Origin of the sequence: Bradyrhizobium sp. BRP23, assembly GCF_020194135.1 — a bacterium.
GTDB lineage: Bacteria > Pseudomonadota > Alphaproteobacteria > Rhizobiales > Xanthobacteraceae > Bradyrhizobium > Bradyrhizobium yuanmingense.
Genome location: NZ_JADYVW010000003.1, coordinates 46327 through 66670, shown reverse-complemented (window position 1 = coordinate 66670; position 20344 = coordinate 46327). Strand labels below are relative to the sequence as shown.

Annotated in this window: 32 protein-coding genes and 1 tRNA gene; 22 read left to right on the top strand and 11 right to left on the bottom strand. The window is 63.3% G+C overall.

The annotated features are described in order from the left end of the window. Positions 1–96 precede the first annotated feature (96 nt). Both I6F24_RS08325 and I6F24_RS08320 read left to right on the top strand, forming a co-directional pair. Positions 97–297, top strand: a complete 201-nt coding sequence (locus I6F24_RS08325; RefSeq protein ID WP_036033381.1) for a hypothetical protein — start codon at positions 97–99, stop codon at positions 295–297. Beyond that, the gene (locus I6F24_RS08320; protein WP_225125492.1) at positions 297–560 is read left to right on the top strand and encodes a hypothetical protein; all 264 of its coding nucleotides are present in this window, start codon (positions 297–299) and stop codon (positions 558–560) included. The genes I6F24_RS08325 and I6F24_RS08320 overlap by 1 nt, the downstream gene beginning before the upstream one ends. Before the next feature lie 4 nt (positions 561–564). On the opposite strand, the gene I6F24_RS08315 is transcribed toward I6F24_RS08320, so the two are convergent. Further along, positions 565–717, bottom strand: coding sequence for a hypothetical protein (locus tag I6F24_RS08315; RefSeq protein WP_225125491.1), 153 nt, complete (start codon positions 715–717; stop codon positions 565–567). 58 nt (positions 718–775) lie between these two features. After that, on the bottom strand, positions 776–967 hold the full coding sequence (locus I6F24_RS08310; protein ID WP_225125490.1) for a DUF3072 domain-containing protein: 192 nt from the start codon (positions 965–967) through the stop codon (positions 776–778). Between the two features lie 98 nt (positions 968–1065). On the opposite strand from I6F24_RS08310, the gene I6F24_RS08305 reads away from it, so the two are divergent. Continuing rightward, positions 1066–1299, top strand: coding sequence for a hypothetical protein (locus I6F24_RS08305; protein ID WP_225125489.1), 234 nt, complete (start codon positions 1066–1068; stop codon positions 1297–1299). Continuing rightward, positions 1296–1520, top strand: coding sequence for a hypothetical protein (locus I6F24_RS08300; protein WP_085974320.1), 225 nt, complete (start codon positions 1296–1298; stop codon positions 1518–1520). Before I6F24_RS08305 ends, I6F24_RS08300 begins: the two co-directional genes overlap by 4 nt. Before the next feature lie 111 nt (positions 1521–1631). Here the strand turns inward: I6F24_RS08300 and I6F24_RS08295 are convergent, their stop codons facing one another. Continuing rightward, a complete protein-coding gene (locus I6F24_RS08295) occupies positions 1632–1892 on the bottom strand; it encodes a hypothetical protein (RefSeq protein ID WP_036022977.1) in 261 nt (86 codons plus the stop codon). A gap of 138 nt (positions 1893–2030) precedes the next feature. Between I6F24_RS08295 and I6F24_RS08290 the strand changes: the two genes are divergently transcribed. The 3 genes from I6F24_RS08290 (at position 2031) to I6F24_RS08280 (ending at position 3907) form a co-directional block, all read left to right on the top strand. Next, entirely contained in the window at positions 2031–2600 is a 570-nt protein-coding gene (locus tag I6F24_RS08290; protein WP_225149584.1) for a DUF1236 domain-containing protein, read from the top strand. A 129-nt stretch (positions 2601–2729) separates the two neighbouring features. Continuing rightward, complete coding sequence (locus tag I6F24_RS08285) at positions 2730–2942, top strand: DUF2934 domain-containing protein (protein WP_225125486.1); 213 nt, start codon at positions 2730–2732, stop codon at positions 2940–2942. Between the two features lie 737 nt (positions 2943–3679). Further along, positions 3680–3907, top strand: coding sequence for a hypothetical protein (locus I6F24_RS08280; protein ID WP_035999684.1), 228 nt, complete (start codon positions 3680–3682; stop codon positions 3905–3907). 57 nt (positions 3908–3964) lie between these two features. Here I6F24_RS08280 and I6F24_RS08275 read toward each other — a convergent pair whose 3' ends face one another. Both I6F24_RS08275 and I6F24_RS08270 read right to left on the bottom strand, forming a co-directional pair. Next, positions 3965–4267, bottom strand: a complete 303-nt coding sequence (locus I6F24_RS08275) for a hypothetical protein (RefSeq protein ID WP_225125485.1) — start codon at positions 4265–4267, stop codon at positions 3965–3967. Positions 4268–4382: 115 nt separating this feature from the next. Then, positions 4383–4874, bottom strand: a complete 492-nt coding sequence (locus I6F24_RS08270) for a hypothetical protein (protein ID WP_225125483.1) — start codon at positions 4872–4874, stop codon at positions 4383–4385. 272 nt (positions 4875–5146) lie between these two features. On the opposite strand from I6F24_RS08270, the gene I6F24_RS08265 reads away from it, so the two are divergent. The 3 genes from I6F24_RS08265 (at position 5147) to I6F24_RS08260 (ending at position 6662) form a co-directional block, all read left to right on the top strand. Then, the gene (locus I6F24_RS08265) at positions 5147–5443 is read left to right on the top strand and encodes an HU family DNA-binding protein (RefSeq protein WP_008558895.1); all 297 of its coding nucleotides are present in this window, start codon (positions 5147–5149) and stop codon (positions 5441–5443) included. A 400-nt stretch (positions 5444–5843) separates the two neighbouring features. Beyond that, the gene (locus tag I6F24_RS37570) at positions 5844–5978 is read left to right on the top strand and encodes a hypothetical protein (protein WP_260347228.1); all 135 of its coding nucleotides are present in this window, start codon (positions 5844–5846) and stop codon (positions 5976–5978) included. A gap of 486 nt (positions 5979–6464) precedes the next feature. Beyond that, positions 6465–6662 (top strand): hypothetical protein, encoded by a 198-nt coding sequence (locus tag I6F24_RS08260; RefSeq protein ID WP_036045621.1) that lies wholly within the window; start codon positions 6465–6467, stop codon positions 6660–6662. Between the two features lie 13 nt (positions 6663–6675). On the opposite strand, the gene I6F24_RS37565 is transcribed toward I6F24_RS08260, so the two are convergent. Together I6F24_RS37565 and I6F24_RS08255 are read right to left on the bottom strand one after the other, a co-directional pair. Beyond that, the gene (locus I6F24_RS37565) at positions 6676–6801 is read right to left on the bottom strand and encodes a hypothetical protein (RefSeq protein ID WP_276573660.1); all 126 of its coding nucleotides are present in this window, start codon (positions 6799–6801) and stop codon (positions 6676–6678) included. Between the two features lie 77 nt (positions 6802–6878). After that, positions 6879–7121, bottom strand: a complete 243-nt coding sequence (locus I6F24_RS08255) for a hypothetical protein (RefSeq protein WP_225149585.1) — start codon at positions 7119–7121, stop codon at positions 6879–6881. Positions 7122–7391: 270 nt separating this feature from the next. Between I6F24_RS08255 and I6F24_RS08250 the strand changes: the two genes are divergently transcribed. Continuing rightward, positions 7392–7676: a hypothetical protein gene (locus I6F24_RS08250; RefSeq protein WP_036045604.1), complete on the top strand. Its 285-nt coding sequence runs from the start codon at positions 7392–7394 to the stop codon at positions 7674–7676. A gap of 98 nt (positions 7677–7774) precedes the next feature. Here I6F24_RS08250 and I6F24_RS08245 read toward each other — a convergent pair whose 3' ends face one another. Then, a complete protein-coding gene (locus I6F24_RS08245) occupies positions 7775–7939 on the bottom strand; it encodes a hypothetical protein (RefSeq protein WP_225140731.1) in 165 nt (54 codons plus the stop codon). 253 nt (positions 7940–8192) lie between these two features. On the opposite strand from I6F24_RS08245, the gene I6F24_RS08240 reads away from it, so the two are divergent. From I6F24_RS08240 to I6F24_RS08220, 6 genes are all read left to right on the top strand, one after another. Next, positions 8193–8954, top strand: a complete 762-nt coding sequence (locus tag I6F24_RS08240; protein WP_225125481.1) for an NAD-dependent protein deacetylase — start codon at positions 8193–8195, stop codon at positions 8952–8954. 198 nt (positions 8955–9152) lie between these two features. Continuing rightward, the gene (locus I6F24_RS08235) at positions 9153–9815 is read left to right on the top strand and encodes a cold-shock protein (RefSeq protein WP_057029133.1); all 663 of its coding nucleotides are present in this window, start codon (positions 9153–9155) and stop codon (positions 9813–9815) included. 115 nt (positions 9816–9930) lie between these two features. Next, a complete protein-coding gene (locus I6F24_RS08230; protein WP_035999663.1) occupies positions 9931–10416 on the top strand; it encodes a DUF192 domain-containing protein in 486 nt (161 codons plus the stop codon). 92 nt (positions 10417–10508) lie between these two features. Next, positions 10509–10585: transfer RNA gene (locus I6F24_RS08225), tRNA-Pro, on the top strand. Between the two features lie 153 nt (positions 10586–10738). Continuing rightward, positions 10739–10861, top strand: coding sequence for a hypothetical protein (locus I6F24_RS37560; protein ID WP_276573659.1), 123 nt, complete (start codon positions 10739–10741; stop codon positions 10859–10861). 436 nt (positions 10862–11297) lie between these two features. Further along, the gene (locus tag I6F24_RS08220; RefSeq protein WP_036027955.1) at positions 11298–11492 is read left to right on the top strand and encodes a hypothetical protein; all 195 of its coding nucleotides are present in this window, start codon (positions 11298–11300) and stop codon (positions 11490–11492) included. Between the two features lie 12 nt (positions 11493–11504). Here the strand turns inward: I6F24_RS08220 and I6F24_RS08215 are convergent, their stop codons facing one another. After that, positions 11505–12677 carry an OpgC domain-containing protein gene (locus I6F24_RS08215; protein WP_036027956.1) on the bottom strand — a complete coding sequence of 391 codons (1173 nt, stop codon included), beginning with the start codon at positions 12675–12677 and terminating at the stop codon, positions 11505–11507. A gap of 253 nt (positions 12678–12930) precedes the next feature. Between I6F24_RS08215 and I6F24_RS08210 the strand changes: the two genes are divergently transcribed. Continuing rightward, on the top strand, positions 12931–13236 hold the full coding sequence (locus I6F24_RS08210) for an ETC complex I subunit (RefSeq protein ID WP_024337795.1): 306 nt from the start codon (positions 12931–12933) through the stop codon (positions 13234–13236). Positions 13237–13273: 37 nt separating this feature from the next. Here the strand turns inward: I6F24_RS08210 and I6F24_RS08205 are convergent, their stop codons facing one another. Beyond that, entirely contained in the window at positions 13274–13672 is a 399-nt protein-coding gene (locus tag I6F24_RS08205) for a hypothetical protein (protein WP_035999655.1), read from the bottom strand. A 182-nt stretch (positions 13673–13854) separates the two neighbouring features. Between I6F24_RS08205 and I6F24_RS08200 the strand changes: the two genes are divergently transcribed. Next, positions 13855–14349, top strand: a complete 495-nt coding sequence (locus I6F24_RS08200; RefSeq protein WP_035999653.1) for an Lrp/AsnC family transcriptional regulator — start codon at positions 13855–13857, stop codon at positions 14347–14349. A 45-nt stretch (positions 14350–14394) separates the two neighbouring features. Here the strand turns inward: I6F24_RS08200 and I6F24_RS08195 are convergent, their stop codons facing one another. Beyond that, complete coding sequence (locus I6F24_RS08195; protein ID WP_036027957.1) at positions 14395–15423, bottom strand: AraC family transcriptional regulator; 1029 nt, start codon at positions 15421–15423, stop codon at positions 14395–14397. Between the two features lie 111 nt (positions 15424–15534). On the opposite strand from I6F24_RS08195, the gene I6F24_RS08190 reads away from it, so the two are divergent. The 3 genes from I6F24_RS08190 to I6F24_RS08180 are packed head-to-tail and all read left to right on the top strand — an operon-like array spanning position 15535 to position 20344. Beyond that, the gene (locus tag I6F24_RS08190) at positions 15535–16707 is read left to right on the top strand and encodes an isovaleryl-CoA dehydrogenase (RefSeq protein WP_057029139.1); all 1173 of its coding nucleotides are present in this window, start codon (positions 15535–15537) and stop codon (positions 16705–16707) included. Between the two features lie 24 nt (positions 16708–16731). Continuing rightward, positions 16732–18336 (top strand): carboxyl transferase domain-containing protein, encoded by a 1605-nt coding sequence (locus I6F24_RS08185; RefSeq protein ID WP_225149586.1) that lies wholly within the window; start codon positions 16732–16734, stop codon positions 18334–18336. A 4-nt stretch (positions 18337–18340) separates the two neighbouring features. Then, positions 18341–20344, top strand: coding sequence for an acetyl/propionyl/methylcrotonyl-CoA carboxylase subunit alpha (locus I6F24_RS08180; protein WP_225149587.1), 2004 nt, complete (start codon positions 18341–18343; stop codon positions 20342–20344).

The window sequence follows — 20344 nt, the reverse complement described above, 5'->3', positions numbered from 1 at the left end:
GCGTGCTGTGTCATCGCCTATCGGCTCGCGTTCGGCCGATCAGCCACCGCGATGACTGCTCGTGAACCCCGCCAGAGCTGGCGCCGACCAAACGCCATGGCCGCACTCGTTGCAGAACTCCTGTTCGATCTCGTCAGAACCCTGGTGGGTAGCTGGCTGAGACAGGCTGCGGTGGCCATCTGTGCGTGGCTCGATACGAAGATTCACGGCCGCGCGGCACGCTTTGTCGTGGGCGGGCTACTCGGGATCGCCGCCTTTTTCCTCATTCCTGTTATCGCTGGCCTGCTGGGTCTTTGATGCCCTGGCTGAGGACATATCTCGTCATCGCATTGGCCGTGGGGGCGCTCGTCTCGACGGTGCTCCTCGTCCTAGAGCCGCTGACCGACTTCGCGTTGCTTTGGCTGGAGTGGCCGGGCATCAGCGCAGCGTATTTTTTCCGGGGAGCGGTCGGAGGATCGAACCTGCTCGGCATCGGCATTGCCTGGGTCGTGAATGCGCTGACCTATGGTTTCGGTGCTTTCGTCATTCTCAGCGCCTTTAGGGTGTTGAGGGACGCATGATCCCTCACGCCGTCTCCTGGTCATCCTTCGCGACGATCTCGACTTCGAAATAGCCCATGTCGCGGAGCTCGGCGGCTTTCTTCTCGGCCGCTTCCTTTGTGTCTCGCTTCAGGATGATCTGGCCCGCTCCATCGCGGGCACAAACGAAATAAGGCATTCTCGATTCCCAATTTCGTTTGCATACGCATCGAGCCGGGTTCCCGCAACCGGACGGCTCACTCGTCCAGCCCAGCCTTTTGCCGCATCTTGTCGATCAGCTCGGAGGCCTCGGCCTTGGTCAGCTCGTCCGCGGGCGGGCTCTCGTGCGCCTGCTCGGCGAGGGTCTTGAGATAGGATTCCTGGGCTCCGGTCATCGGATCGTCGCCGGAAACCCAGTCCTTCGGGTCCTTTTGAGTGTTATCAGCCATCGCACATCTCCTATTCCGCTTTCCGTAGAACGTCGGACTCGACTCTTCGTTCCGTTTTTGTTCTCATGGGCCCTCTCTAGAATTCGCGAGGCGGAACAATGCCGGACCTGGACTATCTCAGGCGGGAGATCGAACGGATGCGCATCCAGATGGGCAGGCAGCGGAAGGAGATCCTCCAGCTGCAACGGGCGGGGATCGGCACGGCTTCGGCGCAAGCGCTGCTGTCGCGGATGGAGGCGAAGGTCGAGAGCCTGTGCACCGAACGCGACGCGCTGAAGGCGGCAGAGCCGCGCCAGACCAAGGGCAGGGTGCTCGGCGGGAGGACGTGGTGAGCAGGCGGTGGTTCGATGACGAGCGAGACCTGTCGCCCTTCCTGACCGCGCTCGAGGACGTTCGCCGCAGAGCGACGCGGGAAGGGTGGTGCTATGCCCACGTCCAGGCCATCATCGTCGCCATCGACCAATACGCGGAAGCGGCGACGGGCAACCGCGAGTATTTCCTGAACAAGCCGGTTTCGATCGGGGACAACCGCAAGGCCGCGGACATTCCGTGACTGGCGCTGCGGTCTCTGCTGCTGACGTCGGGCGGAGCCGTCGATGCAAGTTGGGCTGCAGCCATGCGCACTCCGTCGCCGGATCGACGTGGCCGCAGAGCGTCGTGCCGACTAGCCCGTGGGACTGATGTTCGGATCATCCGGTTCAGGCAACACGCCGCAACCGGGTGTCTTCTCCGTGTCGGTCAGCTCCGGCGTGGCGTGCGGACCGGCAGGGTGTGGCCTGCGTTCGGCCGAGGCATCCGCCGGGATCGACTGCAGCCTGGTTTCCGAGTTGCTCTGCATTGCTTCTGCCTGACTTGGTTCGAGCGCGAGCGTTCGCGGCGCGAGGCGGGCGATTGACTCACCGCCCTTCAGCCGGCCGTTGCGCAATTGCGGTTGCTGTCGGTACGCCGGTGCGGACGCAACGTTCCAATTTCAAGGACGTGCTCCATTCAGAGCCGTCGCTGAAGCTGTAGGAACGGAGAAGCAAGGCCCGGGTTGGCCCGAAGCAACTGGAGGCATCTCACGATGGTCAAGGATCTTCCTCGGGACGAAGAGCGAGAAGGCACACGCAAGCTGATGATGTGGGGATCGGCGGCCGCTGCAATCCTCTTTGTGGGCTTCGGGCTGTGGTTTGCGGCTCCCCAAATGTTCGGCGTGACCGACTACGTTGGACGCCCCTCGACCGGCGCGGACAACAGCGCGCCTGCGACCACGGTCGGCACGGGAGTTCCAACACAACGCGACGCAGTCAGCACCGCTGCCAAACAAGATCCCGCTGCAAATGAGGATTCGAGCGGCGCTCGCGCTCGCCAGATCAAGGAGAGTAGCCAGCCGGCAAACCTCACCGCGCAACAACGCGAGCAGCTGCGCTCAGTCCTTTCGACATCGCAAGGCCCCGCAATGGATCGGCCGAATTTCGAGATGATGATCGGCACCTCGGTCCCGCGGCAGACCGAGACGGCGGACCTGCCGCCGGAGGTGACGCAGATCCTCAACGGGTTCTGGGGAGATCAGTACCTGATCGCGGGGAAGTCCCTCGTGATCGTCGATCATCATTCCCGCCGCGTCGCTGCGATCATTGCCGACGTGCGATGACGTCCGCGTTTCGCGAAGACGTCAGGGCCCGCAGGCTCGTTGCGATGTTCCGGCTCGGGGAACGTTGGTCGCTTGAGAGCTTGTTAACCGACCGCGCCCAGGATGCCGCTCCGAATTGGAGGGACATCGATGTCAGACCTGGAACAAGCGATCCGCGAGCGCGCATACCAGATTTGGATGGAGAGCGGTGGGGCGGACGGCCACGCCGAGAGGCATTGGCTCGAAGCCCAGCGCGAGGTTCTTTCCGCCTCGCTTGCCGCAGTCGCGCGCGTCTCGAAAGTCGGCGCCGAAAAGCCGAAGGCGAAGCCGGCAGGTGCGCGAAAGAAGCGCCGCGCCGCCTGACGCGTGCAGTCGCTCGGTCGTGACACGCGCGCGCATGCAAGCCATAAGCACGCGCGTTGTCGTCGCCCCGGACTAGCGGGGTGAGACGGAGGAGGGCGCTGACCTCGCACGCCCGGGCGAAGCGGTCCTGCTTCGCGGCGAGGCAGCCGCACGGCTCTTGCCGGACTTCGGACCAGTTCTTGGTGTGATCCCGTTCTGCTCGTCGAACTGCTTCAGCCAGGCCGCGATGTATCGCGGGTCGTCGGGACAAAGCCGCTCGAGCAAACGAAGGTTCTGCGCTCTGAATTCCACAAGGGTTTTCGGCATCACGGCTCCTCAAAACCCTGCCCGTCGCAAAAAGTGCGGCCGGACGGCCGCCGGGTCAACGGCAAAGAGCGCTTGAAATCCCGGGCAAGCTGATGCAGCGCCAAAAGCGAAAACCCCGCCCTTTCAGGAGCGGGGTTCTCTGTCGAGGTGAAGCTTAGGGACGCTTCAACTGTAAGACGCGCGAGCGGCAAGAAAGTTCAAAAGAACATGCGCCAGCTTCGCTGGAGTGGGGAGGCGCTCGCGCCGGGCCATTACAAATCCGTAAGTCGGTTGAAAATCGACGCCGAAAAACTATCTCTGCGTCAGGCGGCAGCGTAACAAGCCGCCCCTCAACTGACACCCAGCCGCCGCGCTCAGAAAAAGGCGAAGCTGGGTCCTTTGACATTCTCCCGCTTAAGGTCCCGCCTCATTGGCCTCAGAGGCAAACGTCGATGGCTGCCCGCACCTATAACCACGAACGCTGGTCGGAAGACGACGACCGGCTGCTTCGATCCATGTGCGAAACGGGAAAGAGCCTCACGCTGATGATCGTGAAGCTCAAGCGTCCCATTGCATCGATCAGGTCGCGTGCGATCGAGCTTGGCATCAATCTTCCGGGCACGCGCATCGGTCTGCGACGGAAGCGGCGAACAGCCCGCACGCCCAGACAAAGCCGCTGAAGCGACCACGACAATTCCGCCGCGCCGCTCTACGCGAGCGGAGCGGCTGAACGATGCTCAGGCCGCAATCCGCTGTTCGACCGGCGCCGTCAGGAACTTGAGCGCTTCGGCGTGGGCGAGATCCGGAACCGCGATCGCCGTGTGGCTGTACATCGCGTGTGTGCGCGACGTCGCGATCTGGTCCAGGATCCCCTTGCCCTTGATGACGTGGAGGCCCATGCCGTCATTGACGGGGAAGATCGCCAGCACCACATCGTAGGCCGCGATCACGGCTCTGAGCGCCTCGGCCTTGTCTTCGGCGACATCTACAAAAACACGAACATCTGCCGCGAGTTCACGCAGCTCGTTAAAATCCAGCACTTTGAGGATACTCCAACGCAACCAACCTGACAGAAGCTTGGTCGCGTTAGGTTACTGAAGCGTCAACAACGGATCGCCGGCCACAAGTTTCACGAACGAGGAAGCGCGATGCGATCTAGCGCTTGGCGTCCTCCTTGCGCAGCCTGGCTTCGGCGGCCTCGTCGACGAGAGTCAAGTTGGCGCCGTCATAGCTCAGCTTGAAACCGCGGCCGACGATCCAGATCCAGCCTTCCCGGTCCTTGATGGCCGAGGCGTTGAACTGCTCGGAAATCGATTTGACGGCGGTTTCCTGCGATCCCGGATTGTTCAGCGTCGCATTGACGCGCCAGATCGGATGCCTGGGATCGGTCTCGTCGCCGTCGACGGCGACCTTGGCGCCGTTGATGTCGCATGTGAGCGTGTACGGACCTCGGCTCGGCCGGCAGAGATAGTGGCGTCGCGCGACGAGCTTGTTGGCCTCGTCGAATGTCATCCCGGGCGAGAAGCCGAACATGTCGGACTTTTTCACGAGGGCGAAGGACGCAGGCTTCAAGAAGCTAGGCTGGATCGCGACGAGGGCTGCGACGGCGACCACGATCAAACCTGCGATGACGATAGCGACCTTCATCAGAACCCCATCAGATACCTTTCCTGGCTTATAGCAGCCGCGGCGCTGTGCCAGGTTCGAGAAATTGCGGGTCCTAAAATTGCAGGTCCTCCAACGTCTTGCACGGGAAGTCGGGAACCTCGCGGAGCCCGTGCTTGCGTTTTTGGCCTCGATAGGGTCTAAGCCCGATCGCTTCATGACTTCTGGCATGAATCAGCAGCGCGCACTCGCGGGTCCGGCCGCGTCCCCAGCAGCAGAATTGCTCCGCGCACCCATTCAAAGGAATTCAGACCATGGCGAAGATGACGAAGACCCAATTGATCGATGCAATTGCCGAGGGCACGCAGCTTTCGAAGAACGACGTGAAGTCGGTGATCGAGTACATGGCGACGGTCGGCTACAAGGAGCTCAACGAGTCCGGCGAGTTCGTCATTCCCGGCTTCGTGAAGATGTCGGTCGTGAACAAGCCGGCGACCGAAGCCCGCATGGGCATCAATCCCTTCACCAAGGAGCCGATGCAGTTTGCGGCGAAGCCCGCCAGCAAATCGGTCAAGGCCTCGCCGCTGAAGGTGGCCAAGGACGCCGTCTGACGTGCCGGCGATGTCGGTGCGGTGGGCTCATTGACGCGCCGGCGCAGCAATCGGGGGGCGAGGCTTCGTTCCCTCACCATCCTCATCCGCTTCACAAGAAAAAGCCCCGCGCTTTCGCGCGAGGCTTTTCTGGCTGACGGCGTTGGGATTTCAGCGCCTGGCCGACAGCCATGGCTTTAACCTAAAGTTGAAATCGCAAAAAGCAACAGCGCCGCCACGACGGAGTATGTTCGTCAGGCGGCGCTGCCGTGTAACTGGGCGCTGAAATCCCCAGCTTCCATAGGTGCTTGCCGCGCCGAAAAGGTTCAACGCCGCCCACCAAAATTTTACGTCCGGGGCTGGACTTTTTGTTCTCATTTTGTTCTAGTGAGGCGCCTTGATGGACCGTTGGAGGTTGCTCATGACCGTCGAAAAACAGCGCGAAGTGATCAGGCTCTGGAACGAGCTCAGAAAGGTCGAGGGCCCTGCGGCGGAGGAGCTGCGCATCCAGATCCTCGAATGCTTCTCGAAGGAGAAGCCGAAGCGGGCGGCCTGACCTTTGTCGACGCCACGCGGCAACGCGCAAGCGCGATCCGCTCCGAGGGGGCGCGCTTGATCTCTCGCCGCGCTGCTTGCCGGCGAAGAGTCTTCTCGAAGTTTTGTCGATGAAGAGTCTTGTTGCAGAAGAGACTTGTTGCAGAAGACACTCATCGAAGAAGGGTCCTGCCGCGTCGACGATGTGAGCGTGCGCGCTTCATCGATCGTTAGGATTTGCTCTCCGCGCATTCTTGCGACTCCGATTCGTTCTTCGCGAACGAAACGGAGTCGAAGCTGGAACAAAGCCGGGCGTTCTTGCGCCGCTCTCGCCGCGAAGGTGCCGGATGCGTCTGGCTAACGATAGCTTATACGGATGCCGATAACCCTATTCGGTTAGGTTAAAAGCCCAATCGCGTTGCGCTTGCTGCGCCTTGGGGTAGGTGTTCGGCAAAGACAAGCAAGAAACGCCTTTGCCGAAAACGATTTGCCCAAGCAGCAATTTGCCATGATGCCTTTTTCAGCTCCGTCCTTTTTCCAAGGCGACCGGCACACCTACCGGCGCGTCGCCGTCGTCGGCACGCTGTTCTGCCTTGCTTTCGTTGTGATCAGCTTCTCGCTGCGGCCGCAGGCCGAGGACACGCGCGTTGCGGTGAAGGCCGACCGTTTGGTGCGTACGGCAGGCCAAGCCGCGCGCGCCAACTAACGATGCGCGCCAATTAACGCTCGTCGCCGCAACGGCGGTCATCGGCCCGCACCTGCGGGGATCCGGCGCCGCGCGAGGCGAGCGCCACGAAGCCGGCATAGCCGGACAGGTTGAGCAAGACTTCGAGCCAGGCGGGCATATCTCTTTCTCTCCGCTCAGCAGGGAACGGGCTCAACGTCCGCGCGCATTCCTGGTTCCATACTCCCGCGAAGAAACTCAGAGCCGGGTGGACGGGTCGAGCCGGCGGCCGAGGGTCGCGACGGATTCGCTCGACGGCTGCTCCTTGAGGAACTCGGCGATGGCCTGCGCCAGCTCGCGGTCGCTCATCGGCGTCGTCGGCGGGCGCAGCGTGCCGACACCGAAGTTGCGGACGATCTCGTCGTAATGCTCATCCTCGGATTTGGGAACCAATTTGCGGATACGGGCCAGCAAAGCGGATAAGGGCAAACTCTCCTCCATGATTGTCGTCCCCGCTGGCAACCGTCATGGTCTGCTGCCATCTGCTCCCATGAAACTGAAAACCCCGCCAGCACCGCGGAGATGCTGACGGGGTCTTCGTGCTGTCGCCTCGACCCGGATGGCGGAGGCTCCCGCACTTGAGAGGCTAACCCCCGTCTCGCCGTTTCGTTCCCGCTTCATCGACATTTCTCGCCTGCGGGCCGGTTCCATCCATGCGCAACCATCACAGGCGCTCGCCGTTGTCTCCGCGACACGCGAAGGAGGACTAGCATGAAGAAGACACTGGCAGTTCTGGCCACCATCGCGGCGGTCGGTGTAACCGCGGTCGCGGCGCCCGCGCCGGCTGAGGCGCGTGGCCGCGGCGGTATCGGCCCGGGCCTCGCGTTCGGCCTCGCCGCCGGCGCGATTACCGCGGGCGCAGTCGCGGCTTCCCAGCCTTATGGCTATTACGGTCCCCGCTACCGCTACTACGACGGTCCCGCCTATTACGGACCGGGTCCGTACGCCTATTACGGCGGGCCGTACTACCGTCACCACCACTACCGTCATTGGTAGTCGGCGAATAGCGAAAAGCCCGGAGCGGTGCTCCGGGCTTTTTTCATTCGCAGGTCTTGTTTACTCGCCCATTTTCGCGCTTGCCGGCGCGATGATGCCTACGGCCAGAGCGAGGGCCGCTCGGCCTTGCGGGCATTCTCCAGCGTCGCCACGAAATATTCCTCGCGCTCGCGCTTGAACTTTTCCTGCGTGGCACGGAAGGCGGCGACACGGGCGGCGATTTCTTCGCGTTCGCGCTCTTTGCGTTGTTCGTCTTCGGTCATGTCAAATCCCCCTCTACACCTGAGTATGTGCACATCCGAACTCAAGCACTGCCGCCGCAATCACGTTGAGTCGCGTCAACACATCCATTGGCACTTCCGAATGGGGCGTCAATGGGGAGGAGGCATTGCAGGATTGTGATATGCGAAGGTCGGAAGAAATTGCCGAGCGCATTGCGTTAGCGCTTGATAAGAGCGTCAACGATCTTGCCGCTTGCGCATGTTGCTGTCAGGCCAAACTATTCGGGAGGCGCGGTTGATCGCATCGGATCTTCAGAGCGGTATCGAACGGCTCGGCGACATGATCGCCGAGGCCAGGACCATCGTGCCGTTCACCGGTGCCGGCATCTCGACCGAATGCGGCATTCCCGACTTCCGCTCGCCGGGCGGAATTTGGACGCGTAACCGTCCGATCCCGTTCGACGAGTTCGTCGCGAGCCAGTCAGCGCGGGACGAATCCTGGCGCCGCCGCTTTGCGATGGAGGAGGTCTTCGCCGCAGCGAAGCCCGGCCGCGGCCATCGGGCGCTGGCATCGCTCTACCGTGCCGGCAAGGTTCCCGCCGTCATCACCCAGAACATCGACAATCTGCACCAGGCCTCCGGCTTCGCGCCGGAGCACGTGGTTGAGCTTCACGGAAATACCACCTATGCGCGCTGCATCGGATGTGGGCAGGTTTACCCGCTCGACTGGGTGAAGCGCCGTTTCGATGACGATGGCATCGCGCCCGACTGCACCGCCTGCGACGCACCGGTGAAGACCGCCACGATTTCCTTCGGGCAGATGATGCCGGACGAGGAGATGCAGCGCGCGACAGCGCTGTCGCAGGCCTGCGATCTCTTCATCGCGATCGGTTCCTCGCTGGTGGTCTGGCCGGCGGCCGGCTTTCCGATCATGGCCAAGCGCGCCGGTGCACGTCTCGTGATCATCAATCGCGAGCCGACCGAGCAGGACGACATCGCCGACCTCGTCATCCACCACGACATCGGCGAGACGCTCGGGCCCTTTGTCGGCAATTGAGGCATCAATTTGATTCGCGGCTGTGCAAGCTGTTCATAGGTTCCGGCGAATCTCTTTTTTGTCTATGCGTCTCAACCGGGAGTGTTATCTTTTGAGTCGAAAGATTCGCGTCGCGTCGAATTGAGAACATTCTCTTAAGGCGCGTGATTCGGGCGCCGCCAATGTGGCGGGTTGCATGGCAGTGTGGGGTCCGGGGTTATGGGGTCGTCGGACGGATTTGAGTCCAAGAAGCTTGGAGTTCCCGGACAGGGCACCTCGCAGGGGCGATTGACGCCGGGCGAGCATGGCGGAGCCGGCCGCGACAATGCGCTCAATCCCTTCACCGGATTGGGCGAAGCCAGCGGCAACCTCGTCGAGGTCACCGGCGTCATCAAATGGTTCGACGCCTCCAAAGGTTACGGCTTCATCGTTCCCGACAACGGCTGGCCGGACGTGCTCCTGCACGTTACCGTGCTTAGGCGCGACGGCTTCCAGACTGCTTATGAGGGCGCCCGCATCGTCGTCGAGTGCATCCAGCGCGCCAAGGGCTACCAGGCCTTCCGCGTCGTTTCGATGGACGAGTCGACCGCGATCCACCCGGCGCAGATGCTGCCGCCGCGCACCCATGTCACGGTCACCCCGACCAGCGGGCTGGAACGGGCCCAGGTCAAATGGTTCAACCGGCTGCGCGGATTCGGCTTCCTGACCTGCGGCGAGGGCACGCCCGACATCTTCGTGCACATGGAGACGCTACGCCGCTTCGGCATGACTGAGCTGAGACCGGGCCAGTATGTGCTGGTCCGCTTCGGGCCCGGCTCCAAGGGCATGATGGCGGCCGAGATCCATCCCGAGACCGGATCGCCGGGATTGCAGTCGCACTAAGGCTATGACTTCCAGCAATTGTGAGCAGAGGCGCGCTGCAAGTCCGGCGCGCCTCTTCCTTTTCCGGCGGTCGCCGCGTAAGGACTGATTGAAGTCCCACGCCGCGAGAGCCCCGATGAATTCTGATCGAAAGGCCGCCTGGTCCGCTCTGAAGGGCTGGCTGGCCGCCATCCTCGTCATCGCCGGCTGGGCCGTCGCCGGCGCGCCGGCCGGCGCCGCGAGCTTCCAGCCGCTCGAGATTGTCACCAAGAACGGCGTGCAGGTGTTCTCGGTCGAGATGGCAACGACCCCGGAGGAGAAGGAGACCGGCCTGATGTACCGCAAGGAATTGGCCGACGGCAAAGGCATGCTGTTCGACTTCAATCCCGAGCAGGAAATCTCGATGTGGATGAAGAACACTTATGTGTCGCTCGACATGATCTTCATCCGCGCCGATGGCCGCATCCTGCGCATTGCGGAGAATACCGAGCCGTTGTCGACGAAGATCATCTCCTCCCGGGGACCCGCCCGGGCCGTGCTGGAGGTGGTGGCGGGGACGGCGCAGAAGTACGGCATCCGCCCCGGTGATCGCGTCGGCCACCCCCTGTTCGGCGGCAAATAGGACGGGCAGGGGCGATTGCGGCCCAGGCCGGCGGCTTTGGAAAGCTTGCTGGCGCTCCGGGAAGCGTGTATCGACGGGGCTCGCCGGACATTCGGGGTATAGCGCAGCCTGGTAGCGCGGCAGTTTTGGGTACTGCAGGTCGTTGGTTCGAATCCAGCTGCCCCGACCAGTCCCGGGCGGCGCTGGCCTAGAGGTCAGCATCCAACCGGCAATGGCCAGGCATCTACGCGTCCGGCCTCCGCTTCGCGCGGAAATCAGCAAAGCCTCATCGAACCTTCGCCCGTCGCGATAGACAAATCCGTGTTGGGGATTTCAGCGCCCAATGTCTAAACGGACGCCGCAAGCGATGAATATTCCGCTTGCGGCGTTGCGTTTTGTCCGCCGCGCTCGTCAGTTCGAGGCGTACCAGCCGGGCGGAAATGGCACGTACGGCCAGGCCATCTGATTGTCGTTGGCGGCTTGCGGCGGCCGTTGCGACGCCATGCTCACGATTGGCGCGGGCGGGATCACGCGCAACGCGAGGCGCAGACGCGCACATTGCAATTTCATCATTGTCGTCCCCCCAGCAATCTACTTGCTTCCAAACGTCCGATCGTCTGCAAAGTTCAGTCTTAAAATCGCCCTGCGCCGAAACGGCGCGCCCGTCCTCAAATCACGGGCATTCTAGAAAAACCGGCGCGGGCTTTCAACCAAACGCGCCGCTCCATCCCAAGAAGTAAGGTTGATCGGCAAGGTTAAAGGCGAGCGGCTGTTGCGGCCGTTTGGCTGGCTGCTATCAGGTCGGTCCCGGCTCGCGATGGGCTGTCCATTCTGTGCCACCACAGATGATTGTTCGTCGCGGCGCGCGGATCAGCCTAAGTTCTGCGCCAGCGAGTTCTGCCATGTCTATTGACCGCAACATCGGGACCATCGGTCCGCAGTCAAACTGGACCGAGATCTGGCACCTCTGGACGGTGATCGTGCCGCGCCGCTCCATCAACGGGCAGTTCGTGCTCGGCAAGGTCTGGCGCCGCCATGACGGCCGCGACTGGATCTACAAGAAGTTCACCGAGTTCGACGGCGAAGAGGCGGCCTAACTGCCGCCTCTCTCAGGCCGCCTTCGCCTCCGCAGCCGGCTTGGCCGGCGGCGGCTTCAGCGGCTTGTCCTGCTTCTTCGACCACGAGATGTAATAAGCCACCGTCGTCATGATCGCGATGCCGGCGACGCTGACGAAGATCTGCGCGAGCAGCGACCCTGAGCTCATCGACAGCTCGAAATGACCGACGAAGGACAGGAACACGCCGACGCAGAACACGGCGAGCGACTGCTGGCCACAGACGATCAAGGGGTCGAACACCTTCCACTCCAGCCCCGGCCATTCCTTCGGCACGAAGCGGATCACCAGGATCACGATCACCACGAAGTGGAGGAAGCGATACGGTGCGAGGTTGGTCTTGTCATTGGGGTTGAAGGCCGAGAACAGCCATTCCGGGAACATGCCGCCGAAGGTGGGGAAACGGCCGGCCATGGTCATGACCAGCGCGAACAGGAGATAACCGAGGCAGACCCACAGCGTAACAGGCGAATTGATCAGCGTTGCCGAGCGCCGCGCGCCGCCCATCGAGCACCAGGCGCCGAACACGAACAGCACCTGCCAGCAATAGGGGTTGAAGTACCACTGGCCGGCCGGATAGGCGTTCAGGTTCCAGCCGTAATGGCGCGCGGCGAGCCACAGCACGATCGACAGGATCATCGTCAAATCGGGCTTGCGCAGCATAAACCACAGCACCGGCGGAAACAGGCCCATCAGCACGATGTAAAGCGGCAGCACGTCAAGGTTGAGAGGCTTGAAGCGCAGGAACAGGCCCTGGCGCAGCGTCTCGGTGGCGTTGTCGACGAGGCCGGCGACGTTGAACTCGTTGATCATCTCGGAATCGCCGAAGCGCAGCGCGAGATAGCTGATTGATGCGATGTAGATCACGAACAGGATGATGTGGGCGACATAGAGCTGCCAGACCCGCTTGGTCAGCCGCGTGGCACCGACGATGAAGCCGCGGTCCAGCATCATCCGTGCATAGACGAAGGAGGCGGTGTAGCCGGAGATGAAGACGAACAGGTCGGCCGCGTCGGAAAAGCCGTAGTTGCGGGTCGTGATCCAGTTCACGACGTTGTCGGGGATATGGTCGAGAAAGATCGCCCAGTTTGCGACACCGCGAAACAGGTCGAGCCGGAGGTCGCGACCCTTGTCGGGAAGTGTGGCGCTGACGTTCAGGAAGGCCATGCGTCGGGAGCTTTCAGAGAGGACAGAAGCACGGAGATCGATGAAACCGGGCCGCCAAACGGGGTCCCAGGATGAAACGCGGGTACGCAATTGTCACGGTGCAGCATAATGACTATACCGTTGGCGAGGGTTGCCGGGCCCGGAATCAGGATCAGTTCCCAACCGGCTTCTCTATACTATCCCCGAGATTTCCACCAACTGCCACCGTGACGCATCGAAATCGAACGGAAAGACCAAGAGGCCCGGACCAGTCATGACCGCACGCATTTTCAAGCCCGCCAAAAACGCGATGCAATCCGGCCGGTCCAAGACCAGGGAATGGCAGCTCGATTACGAGCCGGAGCAGCCGCGCTCGGTCGAGCCGCTGATGGGCTGGACCTCGTCGGCCGACATGAAGCAGCAAATAACGCTGCGCTTCCACAGCAAGGAAGAGGCGATCGCCTATTGCGAGCGCAAGGGCATCGCCTACCAGGTGATCGAGCCCAAGGAGTCGATCCGCCGGCCGGTTGCCTATGCCGACAATTTCTCGTTCCGCCGCGGCGAACCCTGGACGCATTGAGGGGTGGGCGGCCGCTCTGGAAACCCTGGCATCGGTGTCAGACCAGCTCCTTCCAGATCACCGTCGTGGAACGGAATGCGTACCGTCGATCGGCGAGCAAGAGGGGAAGATGCCAAGGAAGTCCAACTAAGATTACGGCGAAGGCGGCGACTGGCGCTCCGTATTCGGGGCGAGCTGCTGCGAACCGTATGCTGGCAATCACCAGCGTTGCGATCAGGTTGAGCGTGAACAAGGGAAAGGCCGACTGCCAAAGTCGCTCGGATAGTATCGGCCGCTGGAATGCGTAGCCAAACAAGCCGACAAGCTGAGCAATAGTCAGCGTCAGAATGACGTAGTCTGCCAACGGGTAGATCGGGTGCGGCCCATCGACGAGGATAACGCCGACGCCCCCCAAGGTCGTAACGCCGAACAGCGCAAAGTAAAGTTTCCAAAGCATCCCGCAGACCGTGCATTGCTGCGGCTCCTATAGCTGCGGGCGATACGTTTCGCAATTGCATCTACCGCGCGAAATGCGTGCGGTAGCGCCACAAGATCGGCCAGGGGGTCCGTCCGGCCCTTGGCAGCCATTTCCCACCGTGCTTCGCTGCCTCGCATGACACGACCAGGACGAGGTGGGGGATGGCGGGGCGTGACCAGCTCGACGGCGTCGATCTGAAAATCCTATCCGAACTGCAGCAGGACGGGCGGGTTCGCAACAACGAGCTGGCGCTGCGCGTCGGCGTTTCCGCGCCGAACTGCCTGCGGCGGCTGAAGTCGCTGTTCAGCCGCGGCGTGATCCGGGCGGTTCGCGCCGTGATCGACGAGCGGCTGCTCGGCTACGAGGTGGTGTCGTTCGTCTCGATCCAGCTCGGCAGCCAGGCCCAGCCGGTGCTGGAGGCGTTCGAGAGCTCGATCGCCGCAATCCCGCGCATCCAGCAATGCTGGCGGATTTCCGGCGACACCGACTATCTGCTCAAATGCGTGGCCCCGAGTGTCGAGAGTATGCGGCAGCAGCTCCTGCATTTCGCCGCGATGCCTAACGTCAAGAACGTGCGCAGCTTCCCCGTGCTCGGGGTCGCCAAGGACGTGCCGCTGCCATTGCAGGAGGTCGCGGTGGCAGTGCCGGCGGGGTAGGGCTCCGAATATTCCACGATCAAGTCTGATTCTCAGAAAAGCGCCTCAGCGATACCGCCCCCGAAACTCGCGCGGGGAGGTGCCGGTCCAGTTTCGGAAGGCCCGCGAAAAGCTCTTCTCGTTGCGGAAGCCGGCGATCTCGGCGATGCGCTTGATCGGCGTGCGGCCGCGCATCAGCTCCTGTTTGGCCAGCTCGAATTTCGTCTCCTCCTTGAGATCGCGCAGCGAGGTGGACTCCTCGCGCAGACGGCGATGCATCGTGCGGGTGGAGAGCGCAAGCTCGCGCGCGACGTCCTCGGCGCCGAGGACCCGTCCGCGCGCTTCTCGCAGCACGCGGCGGACGCGCTCGACCAGCAGGCGGTCGCGCCGGTACGGCAGCACGGTGAGCCGGAGCGCGCCCTTGAGCATGTTGTCGAGATCGGCCGCGCTGCGCGTCAGCGGTAGCGACAGATAGTGCTTGTCGAAGACGATGGCCGCGCGGTCCGCGTCGAAGCGGACGTTCCGGCAAAAGATGGTCGGATAGACCGAGACGTGGCCGGGCTCTGAGTAAGGAAACTCAGCCGCGCGGAGCGCGATCTGGGAGTCGACAGCCCAGCATGAGAAGCCGAGGACGTAGCGGAACAGCGTGACGAGGCAGAACTCGCGGAAGGGCCCGAGGTCACGGAGCTGACGGATCGACACGACGGCGGTCTCTTCGCCAACCTCGAGATCGAGCAGCACATCCTCTGTGACCAAGCGGTGATGCCGGCACCAGCGCTTGAGCGCGACCTCCAGCGTCGGTGCGGTGATCGAGGCCCGGCACAGCATGCCGTAGGTGCCCCATGGCAGCCGGCGCGAGAACCAGCCAAGCGCCTCGTCATCGAGCTCGCGCATGGCATGGCCCGCCAGCGCTTCGAACTGGGCCGCGGTCACACGCCCATCAGGAGAATTCACAAGCTCCGGCGCGACCTGACCCCGGCTCAAGGCTTCGGCGGGATCGCGACCGTAATGCTCGTACGCGGCCACCACGCCGCGGACGAAGGCGGCGGGCGTGACGGCGCGGCGCGGAATCGCGGTGGCGGCTTGAAAAGGCATCGGAATTCCTTTCGGAAATCCTCGCCAAGTTTGGCGGAAAATGCAACCTTTTCGACTGCAAGAGGGCCGGGACCGGGCTAGTTTCGGAGCCCAAAATACGGAGGACTCGCCTTGAACATCCCGAGCATCGATTTCGATCTGGGCGAAGACATCAGCCTGCTGCGCGACACCGTTCGTTCGTTCGTGGAGGCGGAGATCACCCCGCGTGCCGCCGAGATCGAAAAGGCTAATCTTTTCCCCGCAGACCTCTGGAAGCGCTTCGGCGACCTCGGCCTGCTCGGCATGACCGCGCCGGAGCAATATGGCGGCTCCAATATGGGCTATCTCGCCCATATCGTCGCCATGGAGGAAATCTCGCGCGGTTCGGCGGCCGTGGCCCTGTCCTACGGCGCCCATTCCAATCTTTGCGTCAACCAGATCCGCCGCAACGGCAATGACGCGCAGCGGCAGCGTTATCTGCCGAAGCTGATCTCAGGCGAATATGTCGGTGCGCTCGCGATGTCCGAGCCGGGCGCCGGCTCCGACGTGGTCTCGATGAAGCTGCGCGCCGACAAGCGCGGCGACCGCTACGTGCTCAACGGCTCCAAGATGTGGATCACAAACGGCGGCGATGCCGACGTGCTGGTGGTCTATGCCAAGACCGATCCGGAGGCCGGCCCGCGCGGCATGACCGCGTTCCTGATCGAGAAGGGCTTCAAGGGCTTCACCCATGGCCAGCATCTCGACAAGCTCGGCATGCGCGGCTCCAACACCTATCCGCTGTTCTTCGACGATTGCGAGGTGCCGGAGGAGAATGTGATGGGCAAGGTGGGCGAGGGCGTCAAGGTGCTGATGTCCGGCCTCGATTACGAGCGCGCGGTGCTCTCGGGTGGCCCGCTCGGCATCATGGCGGCCTGCATGGATGCGGTGGTGCCCTACATGCATGAACGCAAGCAGTTCGGCCAGCCGATCGGCGACTTCCAGCTGATGCAGGGCAAGCTCGCCGACATGTATGCGACCTGGCAGGCCACGCGCGCCTATGTCTATGCGGTGGGCCGCGCCTGCGACCGCGCCGACCACGCGCGCAGCTTACGCAAGGACGCGGCTGCTGCGATCCTCTATTCCGCGGAGAAGGCAACGTGGATGGCGGGCGAAGCAATCCAGGCGCTGGGCGGGGTCGGCTATACCTCCGAATTCCCGGTCGGGCGCCTGTGGCGCGATGCAAAGCTCTACGAGATCGGCGCGGGCACCTCGGAGGTGCGCCGCATGCTGATCGGCCGCGAGCTGATGGCCGAGACGGCTTAAGTCCTTCACCCCATTGGAAACACCATGCCGCTTCATTCCAGCATCGATCCGTCGTCATCAGATTTTGCACGCAATTCCGAGGCCATGCGCGGCCTCGTCGCGGACTTGCGTGAGAAACTCAGCGAGGTCGCCGGCGGCGGTGGCGAGGCTTCGCGCAAGCGCCACACCGCGCGCGGCAAGATGCTGGCACGCGAGCGCGTCGACCTCCTCGTCGATCCCGGCACCTCGTTCCTGGAGCTGTCGCCGCTCGCAGCCTATGGCCTCTATGGCGGTGACGTGCATTCGGCCAGCGTCGTCACTGGCGTTGGGCGCATCTCGGGCCGCGAATGCGTGATCGTCGCCAACGATGCCACCATCAAGGGCGGCACCTACTACCCGATGACGGTGAAGAAGCATCTGCGCGCGCAGGACATTGCGCGGCAGAACAATCTGCCCTGCGTCTACATGGTGGATTCCGGCGGCGCCTTTCTGCCGCTGCAGGACGAGATCTTTCCGGACGAGCGGCACTTCGGCCGCATCTTCTACAATCAGGCGCAGATGTCGTCGCAGGGCATTCCGCAGATCGCGATCGTGATGGGCTCCTGCACCGCCGGCGGTGCCTATGTGCCGGCGATGTCGGACGAGAGCATCATCGTGCGCAACCAGGGCACCATCTTCCTCGGCGGCCCGCCACTGGTGAAGGCCGCGACCGGCGAGGTCGTCAGTGCGGAGGAGCTCGGCGGCGCCGACGTGCATTCGCGGCAGTCCGGCGTGACCGATCACTACGCCCAGAACGATGCGCATGCGATCGGCATCGCCCGGCGTATCGTCGGCACGCTCAAGCCTTCCGTGCGGCCGAACCTGAACATGCATAAGCCGCGCGATCCGCTGTTCGCGGCGGAGGAAATCTACGGCGTGGTGCCGGTCGACGGCCGCAAGCCGTTCGACGTGCGCGATATCATCGCGCGCATCGTCGACGGCTCGGAGTTCGACGAGTTCAAGAAACTCTATGGCACGACGCTGGTGTGCGGATTCGCCCATATCTGGGGCTATCCGGTCGGCATCATCGCCAACAACGGCATTCTCTTCAGCGAGAGTTCGCTGAAGGGTGCGCATTTCATCGAGCTGTGCTGTCAGCGCGGCATTCCCCTGGTATTCCTGCAGAACATCACCGGCTTCATGGTCGGCAAGAAGTACGAGGCGGGCGGCATCGCGCGCGACGGCGCCAAGCTCGTCACGGCGGTTGCGACGGCGTCGGTGCCGAAATTCACCGTCGTGATCGGCGGCTCCTACGGCGCCGGCAATTATGGCATGTGCGGCCGCGCCTACTCGCCGCGTTTCCTCTGGATGTGGCCGAACGCGCGCATCTCGGTGATGGGCGGCGAGCAGGCCTCGATGGTGCTGAGCCAGGTCCGACGCGATAATATCGAGGCCAAGGGCGACAGCTGGTCCAGGGAAGAGGAAGACAAGTTCCGCGAGCCCATTCGCGCGCAATATGAGAGCCAGGGCCACCCGTACTACGCGACCGCGCGGCTGTGGGACGACGGCGTGATCGATCCGGCCGACACGCGTCTCGTGCTCGGCCTTGGCCTCTCGGCGGCATCGAATGCGCCGCTCGAGTCGACGAAATTCGGCCTGTTCAGGATGTGATGTGATGGACCGCTCAAAACTCTACCGGCGTTTCCGCACGCTCCTGATCGCCAACCGCGGCGAGATCGCCTGCCGCGTCATCCGCACCGCCCGTGCGATGGGCCTGCGCACGGTCGCGATCTATTCCGAGGCCGATCGCGAGGCGATGCATGTCGCGCTCGCCGATGAGGCCGTATTGCTCGGGCCCGCCCGCGCCCGCGACAGCTATCTCAATATCGAGCGCTTGATCGAGGCCGCGCGCAAGACCGGAGCGGAGGCCGTGCATCCCGGCTACGGCTTCCTCTCCGAGAATGCCGAGTTCGCGCAGGCTTGTTATGACGCCGGCCTCGTCTTCGTCGGGCCGACCGCCGGGATGATGACGGCAATGGGCTCGAAATCCGGCTCGAAAGAGCTGATGGAGAAGGCCGGCGTGCCGCTGGTATCAGGCTATCACGGCGAGGCCCAGGACGAGGCGACGCTCGCCAAGGCGGCGGACAAGATCGGCTTTCCTGTGCTGGTGAAGGCCTCCGCCGGTGGCGGCGGGCGCGGCATGCGCATCGTGCGGTCCGCCGATGAGTTGGCGCCGGCGATCGTCAGCGCCAAGCGCGAGGCCAAGGCCGCCTTCGGCGACGACCGCATGTTGATCGAGAAGTACGTCGACAATCCCCGGCATATCGAGGTGCAGATCATCGGCGACAGCCATGGCAATCTACTCTCGCTGTTCGAGCGCGAATGCACGCTCCAGCGCCGGCATCAGAAGGTGATCGAGGAGGCGCCATCACCGACGCTCAATGCTGCGCAGCGCGAAACCGTCTGCGCCGCCGCGCGAAAAGCGGCGGGCGCGGTGAACTATGTCGGTGCCGGCACCATCGAGTTCGTCTCCGACGGCAAGGACGTGTTCTTCATCGAGATGAATACGCGCCTGCAGGTCGAGCATCCCGTCACCGAGCTGATCACCGGCATCGACCTGGTCGAGTGGCAGCTGCGCGTTGCCTTCGGCGAGGCGCTGCCGCTCAAGCAGGATGAGATCAGGCTCAACGGCCATGCCGTCGAGGCGCGGGTCTATGCCGAGAACCCGACCAAGAATTTCATGCCGTCGGTCGGCAGGATCTCGACCTGGCGGTTGCCGGCGGAGACCGGGGGCTTGCGCATCGACGCCGGCTATCGCGAGGGCGATACGGTCTCGCCGTATTATGACGCCATGCTCGCCAAGGTGATCGCGTGGGCGCCGACGCGGGACGTCGCGATCGAGCGGCTGAACCGCGGGCTGGAGGAATCCGACGTCCGCGGCATCGTCACCAACATCCCATTCCTGTCGGCGCTGATGACGCATCCGAAGGTGCGGGCGAATGCGATCGACACCGGCTTCATCGAGCGCGAGCTGGCGGTGCTGACCGCCGCGGCGCCGGCGCCCGGAGAGCTCGAGCTCTGCGCCGCAGTTGCCGCTGTTATCAACGAGGAACAGCAGGCTGCGCAGCTAGAGGCGAGCTCGCCCTGGCGGACCTTCGGCTGGCAGCCGGTCGGCCGCCGCCAGCGCAGCTTCGCATTTCGTGTCGGCCATGGTCCGGAGCAGAAGATCGCGCTGAACTATGGCAGCGGACCGTCGACGCTGGTGATCGGCGACCGCGAGCTGGCGTTCACGATCGCAGCGAAGGATGGGGGCTTCGATCTGACGCTCGACGGCGTCAAATCGTCGGTGGCAGCGGTCATCGATGGCCATGAGCTGTACCTGCGCACGCGCAACGGCCGCTTCGACCTGCATTGGGTGGATCCGTTCGGCGGCGAGAGCGAGGAGCATGTCGGCGAGGACAAGATCGCAGCACCCTTGCCGGGCACGGTGGTTGCCGTGCTGGCCGAGGAGGGGGCCGAGCTGGAGAAGGGCGCGCCGATCCTCACGCTGGAAGTGATGAAGATGGAGCAGACGCTGCGCGCGCCCTATGCCGGCGTGCTGAAATCCATCAAGTGCAAGGTCGGCGACATCGTGCAGGAGGGCGTCGAGCTCGCTCTGGTCGAACCTGCAGGGGAATGA